The sequence below is a fragment of the Halobacillus sp. SY10 genome, assembly GCF_045401165.1.
Classification (GTDB): domain Bacteria; phylum Bacillota; class Bacilli; order Bacillales; family Halobacillaceae; genus Halobacillus; species Halobacillus aidingensis.
Genome location: NZ_CP174345.1, coordinates 2,760,619 through 2,773,948 on the forward strand (window position 1 = coordinate 2,760,619; position 13,330 = coordinate 2,773,948).

Annotated in this window: 14 protein-coding genes; 3 read left to right on the plus strand and 11 right to left on the minus strand. The window is 40.9% G+C overall.

What is annotated here, in order from left to right:
- Nucleotides 1–110 precede the first annotated feature (110 nt).
- Complete coding sequence (locus ACJA3J_RS14145; protein WP_406946302.1) at nucleotides 111–962, plus strand: hypothetical protein; 852 nt, start codon at nucleotides 111–113, stop codon at nucleotides 960–962.
- Here the strand turns inward: ACJA3J_RS14145 and ACJA3J_RS14150 are convergent.
- The 5 genes from ACJA3J_RS14150 to rpmG form a co-directional block, all read right to left on the minus strand.
- On the minus strand, nucleotides 959–2,491 hold the full coding sequence (locus ACJA3J_RS14150) for a rhomboid family intramembrane serine protease (RefSeq protein WP_406944395.1): 1,533 nt from the start codon (nucleotides 2,489–2,491) through the stop codon (nucleotides 959–961). The genes ACJA3J_RS14145 and ACJA3J_RS14150 overlap by 4 nt on opposite strands.
- Before the next feature lie 109 nt (nucleotides 2,492–2,600).
- Complete coding sequence (locus ACJA3J_RS14155; RefSeq protein WP_089651721.1) at nucleotides 2,601–2,786, minus strand: hypothetical protein; 186 nt, start codon at nucleotides 2,784–2,786, stop codon at nucleotides 2,601–2,603.
- A 30-nt stretch (nucleotides 2,787–2,816) separates the two neighbouring features.
- The gene (locus ACJA3J_RS14160; RefSeq protein ID WP_406944396.1) at nucleotides 2,817–3,800 is read right to left on the minus strand and encodes an L-lactate dehydrogenase; all 984 of its coding nucleotides are present in this window, start codon (nucleotides 3,798–3,800) and stop codon (nucleotides 2,817–2,819) included.
- 92 nt (nucleotides 3,801–3,892) lie between these two features.
- Entirely contained in the window at nucleotides 3,893–4,462 is a 570-nt protein-coding gene (locus ACJA3J_RS14165) for a 5-formyltetrahydrofolate cyclo-ligase (RefSeq protein WP_406944397.1), read from the minus strand.
- A gap of 661 nt (nucleotides 4,463–5,123) precedes the next feature.
- On the minus strand, nucleotides 5,124–5,273 hold the full coding sequence (rpmG, locus tag ACJA3J_RS14170) for a 50S ribosomal protein L33 (RefSeq protein WP_035509116.1): 150 nt from the start codon (nucleotides 5,271–5,273) through the stop codon (nucleotides 5,124–5,126).
- 183 nt (nucleotides 5,274–5,456) lie between these two features.
- On the opposite strand from rpmG, the gene ACJA3J_RS14175 reads away from it, so the two are divergent.
- Nucleotides 5,457–5,834 (plus strand): hypothetical protein, encoded by a 378-nt coding sequence (locus ACJA3J_RS14175; RefSeq protein ID WP_406944398.1) that lies wholly within the window; start codon nucleotides 5,457–5,459, stop codon nucleotides 5,832–5,834.
- Nucleotides 5,831–6,280 carry a hypothetical protein gene (locus tag ACJA3J_RS14180; RefSeq protein WP_406944399.1) on the plus strand — a complete coding sequence of 150 codons (450 nt, stop codon included), beginning with the start codon at nucleotides 5,831–5,833 and terminating at the stop codon, nucleotides 6,278–6,280. Before ACJA3J_RS14175 ends, ACJA3J_RS14180 begins: the two co-directional genes overlap by 4 nt.
- 190 nt (nucleotides 6,281–6,470) lie before the next feature.
- On the opposite strand, the gene phoU is transcribed toward ACJA3J_RS14180, so the two are convergent.
- The 6 genes from phoU to ACJA3J_RS14210 all read right to left on the minus strand — a co-directional run bounded on the left by phoU (nucleotide 6,471) and on the right by ACJA3J_RS14210 (nucleotide 13,279).
- Nucleotides 6,471–7,130, minus strand: coding sequence for a phosphate signaling complex protein PhoU (gene phoU, locus ACJA3J_RS14185; RefSeq protein WP_089651716.1), 660 nt, complete (start codon nucleotides 7,128–7,130; stop codon nucleotides 6,471–6,473).
- Nucleotides 7,131–7,149: 19 nt separating this feature from the next.
- Nucleotides 7,150–7,998, minus strand: a complete 849-nt coding sequence (gene pstB / locus ACJA3J_RS14190) for a phosphate ABC transporter ATP-binding protein PstB (RefSeq protein WP_406944400.1) — start codon at nucleotides 7,996–7,998, stop codon at nucleotides 7,150–7,152.
- Between the two features lie 22 nt (nucleotides 7,999–8,020).
- On the minus strand, nucleotides 8,021–8,899 hold the full coding sequence (pstA, locus tag ACJA3J_RS14195; protein ID WP_115822466.1) for a phosphate ABC transporter permease PstA: 879 nt from the start codon (nucleotides 8,897–8,899) through the stop codon (nucleotides 8,021–8,023).
- On the minus strand, nucleotides 8,899–9,846 hold the full coding sequence (gene pstC, locus ACJA3J_RS14200) for a phosphate ABC transporter permease subunit PstC (protein WP_089651714.1): 948 nt from the start codon (nucleotides 9,844–9,846) through the stop codon (nucleotides 8,899–8,901). Before pstC ends, pstA begins: the two co-directional genes overlap by 1 nt.
- Before the next feature lie 78 nt (nucleotides 9,847–9,924).
- Entirely contained in the window at nucleotides 9,925–10,923 is a 999-nt protein-coding gene (locus ACJA3J_RS14205) for a PstS family phosphate ABC transporter substrate-binding protein (RefSeq protein ID WP_115822467.1), read from the minus strand.
- 208 nt (nucleotides 10,924–11,131) lie between these two features.
- Entirely contained in the window at nucleotides 11,132–13,279 is a 2,148-nt protein-coding gene (locus ACJA3J_RS14210; RefSeq protein WP_406944401.1) for a peptidoglycan D,D-transpeptidase FtsI family protein, read from the minus strand.
- Between the last annotated feature and the right edge of the window lie 51 nt (nucleotides 13,280–13,330).

Genomic DNA, 13,330 nt, shown 5'->3' on the forward strand with positions numbered 1-13,330 from the left:
ACAGAAGGAAGAGGTAGGATTATACGCATGTCCGTGGAAAATGGGACATATCCTGAACTATAGATCACCTATGCAGAGAGGATGTATGAGGAGATGATGGTTTGAGAAAAGTGTGGGTACATTGGGTACTTGTTCCTTTGGCCTTAGCCATATTCATCGCATTATATACTCAATATTTTAATGAAGAGGCAGTCATCAAATATTTCCCTTTAGATGAAGGAAGTGGGTTTCATTCTTACGGGACTACCTTGAATTTCGCTTCCGAGGAAGATGAGGACGAATATGAGATCCTATGGAATATGTTCTCAGAGAGTGATAAAGCCATGTACTTGAGACAGGACGTCTCCCTTTTATATGTAAATGGGAGACTAAAAGGTGTGGTGAGCAAGTGGGAGGAAAACACATCAAAAATAAAGAAAGAAACGTCATTACACGGAGAAGATAGTCAGAAATACCAGGCTATCTCTTTCCACCACGGGGAAATACATGAGGATAGTGGTCCGATAAGAAGCATCCAAGCAAGCTCGAAGGACGAGCTTTATGTTATCGACTCTCCCCATTCAAAGCGAACCGCATTCAAAGAGCCAGCAAATCAAGAGGAGGAAGAATGGAAACAACGACTGGATCATTCCATTCAGCAACAACTCGAAGTCCAATGGGAAGAGTTGCTAACATACTACGGCATCAACAAAGATGATTACACCCTTGTTCCATTGACTGAACTCGCAGCATTTGAAGACAAGCCGCTACCTGGAACGAATGAAGATGACTCAGAACGAATAAAAGGACAACTGTGGGAAGGTTTGTATAAAAACTATGTGCTGGGCATTAGTGATACAAAATCCTCCCATCCTATACAAAGCTATATTCCACTCATTCTTTTTGATAAAAAAGGAAAGCATTTGATCGTCCTTTATGAGGATGATACTGGGAAAAAACATCGCCTCATTCAGTCCTATTAACGGAGGTTGTCGAAGAGTTCTTTAAAATCATTTTGATCAGGATTAATGTCAGCGGCTCGTTCCGCATGGTCAGCCGCTTTCTCTTCTTCTCCTACCTGTTGGTATAAGAGGGCTAAATTATAATGAGCTTCTGCCATCTCAGGGGAGAGTTCAAGGACACGGAGCAAATCTTTCTTTGCTGCACTGGTTTCGTCTTTTTGTAAATAAGCAAAAGATCGATTGAATAGAAGAGCAGCTTCATATTTACCAGGTTCCTCCAAGGCTTTACTAGTGATTTCAATCACTTCGTCATAGTCACCCGATTGATTTAACTCCTGTGTCTCCTGGACCTCGCTCAACCCTTCCTCATCATTGAAAAGCCCCATATAGCCAGTAACCGCCATACCTGAGATAAGCAATAAATAAATCACAAAAGCAATCAACTGTTTAGACCTATCCCTCTGCTTTGGCATTCGTACGACCGCAGTGGCAAAGAAACCGCCGATCATTCCTCCGATATGTGCTCCATTATCAATTTGAGGAACGAGCAATCCGAATGAAATATTGATGATGACGATAAAAATGAGATTCCAACCCATTGTTCGGAAAAACAACTGTTTATGCTGGACACCAAAGAACAAGAGCGCCCCAAACAAACCGAAAATGGCGCCTGATGCTCCAGCTGCCACATGAGGATTCAACATAAAACTCGCCATACCGCCAAACAAACCCGAAAGTAAATAGGTCCAGGTGAAACGCCACGTCCCGTACAACTTTTCAACGGCAGTACCTAAATAGTAAAGGGCGAACATATTCATAAATAGATGGAGAAACCCTATATGTAGAAACATAGAAGTGGCGATCCTCCACCATTCCCCATCCATGATTGCTGGATTGAATTTTGCTCCGTATTGTATAAGGGTTTCTACTGAAGTACTATCACCCACCCATTCAATGTAAAGAAAAATGAATACATTGACAGCAAGTAAAAAGTAGGTCATTCGAGGTTTGCCATAATCGAATATCGACATAACTTGTCTTCTTTGATCTTGTTGTTTTTTGACAAGCTGATGTTTCAAGTATGGAAGCATGGCCTCCATTTCGGTTTCACTAATCTGCTGATCAATGAGAGGTTGTTCTAATTGAAAGGCATTATAAAGCTTTTTCTTTTCTAATGTTTTGTTTTCATCATCCATATAGTAAAGAAAGATTGGATTTTTTTGTGATGAAGGGATGTCATTTTCAACATTCTCCCACTCTTCCACAGGAGGGTACTCCGAAACATACAGAACATGGAATTGGACTTTTCCGCCTCGGAATATTTTTTTGTTTTGAGACAACTGTCGATATGATTTTTCCAGGTCCCTCCGCAATTCATTCTTCCAATTGATTTGTTTATGAGATAAACGGATGACATGCGTCTGCCAATCATGTTCTTTCTCAAGCCAAACTTCCCCTCGTTCTGTACTCATGTTAAGCACTTGAAAGTCTTGTGTTACAACCAGGTCATAGGTAAGTTTCCATAAATAATATTCTTGTTCAATAAACACGTTGCATCCCCCTCAATAACACCTACATCATATCATGCCCCTTTGTTAAGGAGCTAACTGAAAGCATTGAAAAAAGCCGCCAGGAATATATCCTGACAGCTTATTATATTCATAGCCCACGGAACATTTGTGAAAGAAATTTTTGCCGAATCCAAGGAATGTTCATGGACAACCGGACAAGGAGCTTCCGAAGAAAAGGGATTTTCGTAACGAAGTCCAACGCTTTGTATCGGTACTTATAAATCGTTGCTACAACCGAGCCGATGATCATGACCCATCTGAAAAATTGACGCATCTCATCCACCTCTTCTTTTATTAGGTGAACTTATCTTTCACTAGAGTCCCCATCCTTATACACATAGTTATGAATGACAGGTTTCATCGTTTCCTTTAATAAGGCAGCAGACGCATGAAACTTTTCCATTTCCTCTTGATCAAGATTCAATTCAATGATTTCTTGAATTCCTCTTCGATTAACAATCGCAGGCACACCTATATAGAGATCATCCATGCCATACTGACCCTGTAGATAACCCGATACAGTCAAAACCGCGTTTTCATTGTGAAGAATCGCTTTTGTTAAACGAACAAGCCCCATTGCGATCCCATAATGAGTGGCTCCTTTGCGTTCGATAATGTGATAGGCGGCATCTCTGACCTGTTCAAAAATACCTTCAAGGTCTTTTTCATCATACAAATCAGGATGGTCTTTGATACGGTCGAACACAGAGCGTCCAGCGACGTTTGCGTGACTCCAAACCGGGAGCTCAGAGTCTCCGTGCTCCCCCATAATATACGCATGGACATTACGTGTATCGATATTGAAGTATTCACTGAGCTTGAAACGTAGTCGAGCTGTATCAAGGATTGTCCCTGACCCAATAACACGTTCAGCAGGAAGGCCGGAAAACTTCCATGTCATATAGGTTAAGATATCAACAGGGTTTGTTGCTACAAGGAAAATACCATCAAAACCACTCTCCATTACGGAATCAACAATGGACTTAAATATGGCCGTGTTTTTTTCAAGCAAATCCAACCTTGTTTCGCCAGGTTTCTGATTTGCCCCTGCTGTAATGACGACAATATCCGCACTTTCACAATCAGCATAATCCCCAAACCATATCTTCTTGTTTGCAGGAGCAAAAGCAAGGCCATGATTCAGATCCATCGCATCGCCTTCCGACTTTTCTTTGTTCAAATCAATCATGACCAATTCATCTGCAACTCCCTGGTTCAATAAAGCAAACGCATAGCTGGAACCTACCGCACCCGTACCGATTAGTGCCACTCGATTTACATGTTCCAATACAACCCCTCCTCATTTAATCTAACCCCATTATAACTCATAAGCTTGCTCAATACTTCACAATGAATGAATGTTTTGTGACATCCTCAGAACTAAAGATGGTTTGTAGATCGAACGCCACTTTCTGTAAGCACGTATTCCACTCTCTGGTCAAATTCTTCGAAAGGAAGTGGTGAGTATTCTTGTCGATCCGATGCAATCATTAATGTCTTCCCCGGGAAACCTTCAATGAAACGATCAAAATATCCCCCGCCGTAACCTATTCTGTATCCTTTTTCATTAAACAATAGCCCTGGTACAAGTAGAAGATCAATATCATTTTTCTTCACCAGCGCTGAGGCTTCAGGCTTGGGTTCTCTTAAACCAAAATAGACTCTCTCCAATTGATCATACTTCTCCAGGTGGTAAAATTCCATCTGCCTACTCTCAGGAATACATTTTGGCACGACCATCTTCTTACCAGTCCGCCACCCTTCCTCGATAATAGGTTCTGTAGACCATTCATGCGTTTGAGATAACGTGACACCCACCACATGGGCATCCTTCCATATTTCACTGTTGAACAATTCCTCTTGCATTTTGGCTTCTATAAAGAGTCGCTCTTTCACACTAATGTCCTGAAGAATCTTCTTACCTTTGAACCTGAGTTCGTTCTTTTCCATTTTCCACACCTCATCTTCTACTCATAAAATTAATTTCACAAAAGCTCCCTTTTCTGGAAGACTCAGTTTCGAGATGTTTCCGGGATTCGTTGCCCTGTTGGGCGTCAGGGGTTGTTGGGAAGCTACTCGCTTTCCTGTGGGGGAGCGCCGAGCTTCCTCGGACTACGTCCTGCGGGATCTCGCCTAACTCCTTTCTCCCACGGGAGTCCCGCAGCTTCCCTACCACCCCATTCGATGTATGTGAGAAACGAACCCCTTTACCATGGGGCGTCTCCCATCCCCACTTAGAAGTAGTCATAAAGCGCTCTATATCAAGCTTTCACATTCGGATTCACACCGGGGAGAGTCTTATATTATCCACTTCACTTGAGCATACAAGCAGAGTTTCTGAGAAGTGGTTTCGAGACACTTGCATAGTAAAGGGGCGGAGGGGAATGGGGAGACTCCTGTGGGAAAAAAGTGCATGGTGAGACCCCGCAGAGCGAAGCTCGAGGAGGCTCACCGCGCTCCCGCGGAAAGCGAGCCATTTCCCGCAGCCCCATCCACTCAACAAAAGTCTCGAAACTGAGTCTTCAAGAATCCTGCCATATTGTTTAATAACGAATATACATGCGATTAGCAGTTTAGATATAAAAAAAACAGTAGGAAATAATCCTACTGCTTACTTTGTTTCACGGTGAAGCGTGTGCTTCCCTACGCGTGGGCTGTATTTCATAAGCTCTAGACGCTCTGGGTTTTTACGCTTGTTTTTTGTGCTAATATAATTGCGGTCACCAGTTTCGGTGCATGCAAGTGTAATGTTTACGCGCATTATTATTCCTCCTAATCATAAGTGCTTTTCACTGTCTCATTCACATTATCAGACTAATTCATAATACCAAAAACGGTTGAACCTTTCAAGTAGTTATTCATGTAAAAGCGGCGAAATATCCCATAGCCATGCCACTATTTCTATGATATAAATAAACGTGGACAACCAAAGGAGTGATACAGCTTGATTTATGTAATTGGTACATTGGCTGCTGTTGCCGTTGGTCTACTTGTTCTTTCATTCTTTATGAACGACCGCATGAAAGAACTCGAAAACCAAGTGGAACAGGTCAATATGACAATGATGCAAAGCAACTACCAGCTCAAAAAGAAAATGAAGGTTTTGGAAGAAGAGCTTCTGGCTGAAGATTTAACTCAAGAAATAATGAACCAGCCGCCGAAGAAAAAAGAAGCACCTCAAACCCTTCCATTAGTCGATACTGTTCGATCCATGTATCAAAAAGGCTATAAGACCCATTACATAGCAAAACAGACGAATTTGAGTGAGCATGATGTCCATTCGATGATACAACAGAAAAAAAGTGGCGGTGTTCAAACATGAAACAATGGACTCGATCTTATGCCCTAGGATTACTTACGGCGGTTCTTGTGTTTGCTATATCCTACTGGAACACAGATGCGACATCCACGACAGCCGTAGAAAAAGAGTATAAAACGGAAGAGTTGATTGAACAGCTCGAAAGGGAAGGATATCGAACTTTAACTACGGATGAGTGGGAAACTCTCAAGGAAAACAATAATAGAGAAGCATCGACTCCTACCCCTGTTGAGGAACCTATATCGACCTTTTCCATTGACATCGTCTCAGGTACTACAACAGATGATATCAGTGAAAAACTGCTGCAGGCCAATATCATTAAAGATGATGCTGCGTTTGAATCCTTTATGAAAGAAAATGACTATAGCCGTTATATACAAATTGGTCAAGCTACTCTAAATTCAGAAATGTCGCTTCAAGAAATTGCTGAAGCTATTACATCGAAGTAAAAGAAGCCGTATTTTTTGTGGCTTCTTTTTTCTTTTAAAATTAACGTAATCTCCCCACCCTTTTAAGCATGTAAGGAGGTCTATACATCATATATAGAATCATATAATCGTCATCTAATAACGAAAGACGGCAAATACGTTAATACTAAAAGACATGAACCGAAACAATCGATTCATGTCTTCTCTTCTATTATTTATTCAAATCGTAAGTTCTTCCCTTTACCAGATAAAATATACTTTCGCCGATGTTCGTTATATGATCAGCGAACCTTTCAATATACCTGGCTACATAAGCCATCTGCATAATGTGCTGGATCTGTTCTGGATTAATCGCCGTCAATTCCAGCATTTCTTTTACAATCGAACCATACTTTTTGTCTACAACATCATCCATTTCAGCAAGCTTCTTCGCTAACGATATATCTTCATACTCAAAGGATTTGATTGCCAAATCCACCATATCCATAGCAAGGACAGCCATTTCACGTAGCTCAGGGTCAATTTCAATGCCATGCTCTTCACCTAAATGAATCGTTGCCTTCGCAATATTGGTCGAGTGATCGGCCATACGTTCTAAATCGCTAGAAATTTTTATAGCAATGATGATCCTTCTCAAATCCCTTGCTACCGGCTGTTGCTTTGCCAGCATCAGAATAGCATCATCGTTTATCTTTTCTTCCTTACGATCGATGGCTGCATCATCCTCCAGGATTTTTTTTGCCGCCTCAACGTCCCCTTGATATAGGACATAGATCGCTTGGTCGAGTGAATCTTTTACATTATGAGCTAACTCTTTAATTTGTTTCTTTAAATCTTCGAGTTCTTCTTCAAAATGAACACGGATTGACATGGATATCCCCCCTAAAAGATTAGCCGAAGCGTCCAGTAATATAGTCCTCTGTTCGCTTATCGTGAGGGTTCTGGAACAAGTTATCTGTGTCAGCGAACTCGATTAATTCTCCATTTAAGAAGAAGGCTGTTTTATCTGAAATACGAGCGGCCTGCTGCATGTTGTGCGTGACAATAATAATGCTGTATTTTTCTTTTAACTCCTGAACAAGCTCTTCTACTTTTGCCGTAGAAATCGGGTCTAGAGCTGAAGTCGGCTCGTCCATTAAGATAACATCCGGTTCAACCGCTAGAGCACGTGCGATACATACACGCTGCTGCTGACCACCAGATAGACCATAAGCATTTTCATTTAGACGATCTTTCAACTCGTCCCAAATCGCCGCACCTCTTAAACTTTTCTCAACGATCTGATCTAATACTTCTTTCTTTTTAATTCCATGGATTCTTGGTCCGTAAGCTACGTTATCATACACACTCTTAGGAAACGGGTTAGGCTTTTGGAAAACCATACCAACCTTCGTACGAAGGTATTCTTCTTTATATTTACTGCTGAAGATTTCCTGGTCACGATATTTAATGGAACCGGAAGTCTTTACAATCGGCACCATTTCCACCATGCGGTTTAATGTCTTTAAGAATGTCGATTTTCCGCAACCCGAAGGCCCGATAATTGCTGTCACCTGTTTCTCTGGTACCTCCATGCTTACTTCGTATAAAGCTTGATCAGAGCCATACCATAAGTTCAAATCATTGACTTCGATAATGCTATTCGTTTTCTCTTTTTTAATTCCCTCTTTTTTAACCTCAGGCTTCGCTGTTCTCTGGTTCACCTTTTTATTTGTTTTCTCTTCCATTACTTTATTCATATTGAAACCCTCCTCATCCTAATTAAAGACGACGTTGATATTTGTTTCTGATCAAAACAGCAATTGAATTCATGAGTAGCAACACGGCTAAAAGAACAATGATTCCTGCTCCTGCTACATACTGCCATTCTTCCTGTGGTCTACCTGTCCAGTTATAGATCTGAATCGGCATAACCGTGTATTTAGCAAGTAATGACTCCGGTAACGTGTAGATCGCAGTGGCTGCACCTACGATAATTAAAGGCGCAGTCTCACCAATTGCACGAGACAAAGCGATAATTGCTCCGGTAAGAATTCCCGGAATTGCAGCTGGTAAAATCACTCGTGCAATGGTTTGCCATTTAGAAGCTCCCATGCCATAGGATGCTTCTTTAATTTCGGCCGGAACCGAACGAACAGCTTCTTGGGCAGCTACTACTATAACAGGAAGAATCAACAATGCCATCGTTAGTCCACCAGCAATGAGTGTATAACCGAAATTAAACATATAAACGAAGAATGTTAATCCTAGTAGTCCGAACACAATGGAAGGCACCCCAGCTAAGTTTTGAATGTTTACTCTGATAAATTCTGTGAACTTATTTTTAGGTGCGTACTCTTCCAAATAGATCGCTGTGGCAACACCTATAATGACAGCAAAAATAGCAACAATAATCATTAAGAATACTGAACCGATCAAACCAGCATAAATACCCGCTTCTTCCGGATAGGGTGCTGGGAAGTTCAAAATATAGTCAAGACTTAGATAACCAATTCCTTGAGTCAATACACGATAAAAAAGTAAGACTAGAAAGACTAACCCCACTGCAGTAGCCATACCAAACAAGACCATAAGGACTTTGTTGAAGGCTACTCTCCCTTCCATACGTTTCTTGATATTTTGTTCATTTTGACCAAGCATCAATATTCCTCCCTGAACTTACGAGAAATGTACTGAGCAATAAGGTTCATGACGAGGGTGAAGACAAACAACGTCATCCCTACTGCATACAAACTGTAATAAATGGTAGATCCGAAAGTGGTGTCACCTGTTGCTGCTTGAACAATGAAAGCAGTCATGGTTTGGATCGATTCTGTCGGATTGAATGTCAGATTAGGTGTAGCCCCTGCTGCGATCGTTACAATCATTGTTTCACCGATAGCTCTTGATATAGCAAGAACAATGGATGCGATGATTCCGGATAGTGCAGCAGGTAAAACCACCTTAAATACAACTTCTAATTTTGTTGCACCTAATCCGTAAGCTCCTTCCCTTAAAGCATTAGGAACAGAGTTCATAGCATCTTCTGAAAGAGATGCGACCATAGGAATAATCATGATTCCGACAACAAAGCCACCACTTAGGGCGTTGAAAATCCCTAAATCAGGAATGAAGGATTGAAACATTGGTGTAATGAATGTCAAAGCAAAATAACCATAAACGACAGTCGGGATTCCTGCTAAAACTTCGAGCACAGGTTTGATCACACGTCTTACTTTATCATTTGCATATTCACTCAAAAATATGGCCGACATGAGCCCCAAAGGTACAGCTACAAGCGTGGCGATCAAAGTGATGAGTAATGTACCCCCAATCAATGGAGCAACACCATACTCACCGGACCATGGTGACCAACTTGTTCCTGTATAAAAATCAACTAAAGACACATTGGAAAAGAAGCCAATAGACTCTCTCAACAAAGTAAATAATATCCCTACAGTTGTTAGAACACTAACTGCAGCACAAAGAAGCAAGAAAAAAGGAATGATTTTCTCTATTCTTTCCCCGAAACTCTTCTTCTTCTTATTCCTTTCAATCATTTGTTGGACGTCAATCATTTTCCCCTCTGATTGTAACCCCTTGTCCATGTTAAAAACTCCTCTCATCCATAAGGCAAGGTGAGACCCCAATAAAGTCTCACCCTCCTTGTTAGGTTTTCAAATCAATTACTCTGCCCAGCTTTTCGCTGTTTCAAGTTGCTCTTGATACTTATCTTCTGGAAGAGCTACATACCCAACTTCTTCAGCAGCTTTCCCAGCATTGTTCAATGTGTACTCTACGAAGTCACGAACTTGTGGTTTTTCTTTATATGCATTCACGTTTACATAAGTGAATAGCGGACGGGAAAGTGGTGTGTAAGAACCGTCTTGGATTGTTTCACCATTTGGCTTCACATATTCTTCACCGTCTTCAGAAATTCCAAGAACTTTCAATACATCTTCATTTTCAGCATAGTAAGCATATCCGAAGAAACCGATTGCGTTTGGATCGTTTTCAATACCGCGCACAAGTACGTTGTCATCTTCAGAAAGTGTAGTATTTTCTCCTTCTTTCATCGGCTCTTCTTCTAGAATTACTTCATTGAAGTAGTCGAATGTACCGGAATCATGTCCAGGGCTGAAGATTTTAATTTCTTCTTCTGGCCATTCTGGATTGATATCAGACCACATTGTAGCGTCTGAAGATTCAAGGAAAATTTGTTTCAACTGATCAATTGTCAATTCTTCAACGAAATCGTTTTGTTGACTAACAACAACAGAAAGACCATCATAAGCTAGTTCAAGTTCTTCCAATTGAATGCCGTTTTCTTCAGCAGTTGCCATTTCTTCTTCTTTAATAGGACGAGAAGCATTACTTAAGTCAATTTCGCCTACTGTGGATTTTTTGAATCCACCGCCGGAACCGGAAGAGTTTACTGTTACGTTCACATCAGGGTTTTCCTGATTGTAAGTGTAAGTCAAGTTTTCCATGATCGGGAATACAGTAGAAGATCCATCAATCGCGATTGGTCCGGATACTTCTTCTGAGCCTTCAGCGTTTGTGCCTTCTTCTGAGTTGTTGCCTTCTTCAGCTGCTGGTTCCTCTTCAGATCCTCCGCATGCAGCAAGTACTCCCAGCACTAGGATGAACATTAGCATTAGTGCTAAACTTTTAAAGTTTTTCATTTCTTTCTCCCCCTATATTTGTGGTTATGTTTTTTGTTCGACGGCTTGGCCATCTCACATTTTATATATTAACGAGAGAGTTTTAATGACATATGAATCAAACGTAAAGGTTTTGTAAATTGGCGTTTTTTGTTGAATAAACACCCTTATGTTTGGATAATCCACACAATTCTTCCGTTAATATAAAAAAGGAGTGATACTTGTCGTATCACTTCTCAGTTTCTGCTTCTTCATCTGAATTATTCGCTTGTATACCGTTCTCTTTACGTTCCTCTTTCAGTTCAAAATACGCTTGTCCGATCCGTGCACCAATTTTGTTGCTGATATCAAACGTGCTTGTTGCGTTTTCTCCTAAATAAGGGGAGACAATGGAGAAAGCAATTTCAGGATCATTCGAGGGTGCATATCCAACTAAGGTTTTATTCAATAGATTCTTATAGGTTGTTCTTTCCCCATTTTCATCAAACACAGCTTTGAATGCTTGTGCTGTTCCTGTTTTGACAGCCATATTATACTTTGCATAAGGCTCTTTAGAGAACACATGACTGGCTGTCCCCTGATTTGTTTGAGCCACTTGCCTGAACCCTTCCTGGACTCTTTCAATATATGACTGATCCATTTCTAATTGGTTCAACACCTGTGGACTATAATCTTTGTACAAAGGACCCAGTCCATCTTCTAGTGACGGCTCATGAACACTTTTCACCAATCTTGGCCTCATTCTGTCACCGCCATTAGCTATGGTGGATACATATTGGTTTAACTGCATCGGCGTATAAGTGCTGAATTGTCCGATGGAGAAGTCCAGGATGTGTCCTGGGTTCCCAATTTCACCAGTGACTCCTAAACCTTCATAAGGGAAGTCTATACCTGTTTTTACGCCAAGGCCTAGCTGATTAAAATTAAAAATGAAATTATCAAATGTTCCATCTTTTAAAGACAGATAGTTCATATCATAATTGTTGCTATACTCTTCACCCAAGTACATCGCAAGGAAGTACATATAGACGTTTGAGGATTGTTGAAGAGCTGCAATATCATTGACTGTACCTATATTAGACGTGTAGGAACCTTTTTGCCTTCCAGCAATTGTTATAGGTTTATCATTGATCCAAGTATTAGGTGTCACGGCCCCTTCATGTAAACCAGTCAAGACAGTTGCTCCTTTTACTATGGATCCAGGCATATAGGAATTATAAAGAGCCTGATGGGAAGTATCGGAGAATCTGGATTCCCCCTCTTCAGGATTTCTGTTGTAGGTTTGACCTGTAATCGCCAAAATTTCTCCTGTATTTGGATCGGAGACGACCGCAACCGAATTTTCCAGGTGTCTGTTTGGACCAGGCGCTTTGCGAATTGCTGCTTCCAGCTCCTCCTGAACAATCTTGTTGACTCGTTCTTGCAATTCCATATCAATCGTCAGGACGAGATCTTTGCCTTTCTCTCCTTCACGAATCACCTTGGAATTAATTACATTATTGTTCTTATCCGTTTCGTATTGGACCTTTTCTTTCGTACCTCTCAGTACATCCTCATACTCTTGTTCCAGCCCACTTGTACCTACTCGATCATTACGGCTGTAATCCAGCGACATGAAATAATCCAGTTTATCTCGCGGAACACCTTGTTCTTTCGAAGTAATGCTGCCAATATAACTGCGGAAAACAGAATCATATGGATATGTACGCTCCCAATCCGATGTCACATTGATCCCGGGCAACTCAGCTAAGTGTTCGGCCACAACAGAATATTCCCTTTCAGAGATATCCGTATTTTTCAAAACGTGAGGAGCAAGAGCATAGGCTTTGTCTAATTCCTTCTTAATTGCTATGATCTCCTTCGTTTGGTTGTCATAGCCAGCAATTTCGTCTTTTCTAATGCTATCTAATTGAAGTTGATAGACTTCACCATTATCCAATTCTGATGTATCCTCATCTTCAATACGCGCAGTAACTTCTTCCTGATTTTGAAGAAAGAAGTACTCCTTAAGATCTCTATCCGTTAACTTCCCTTCAAATTCCATATCTATATATTTAGATATTTCTTCAGCTAATTGCAGCTTATCTTTAGGTTGAACACCTTTTGGAGGTGTATAGGTAATTGAATACAACGGCTGGTTATCAACCACTACACGGCCATATCGATCATACATCTCTCCCCTGGGTACTGGTATGCTGGTCGTTGTGTTTTCTGTACGGTTAATTTCTTCCTGGGCCTCTTCCCCGTTTAGAATTTGAACGACCCCAAGTTGAAGTATGATCCCAGAAAATATTAGGAATACAACAAAAAACACCACGTTCAATCGGAAAGAAAGGTGTGACTTGTGCTTCGATTTGTTTTTTTGCTTCTTTCCCATGAACTCCTCTCCTTCTTTTCATGCTTCATTCATTATAGCATTTTTTATGCA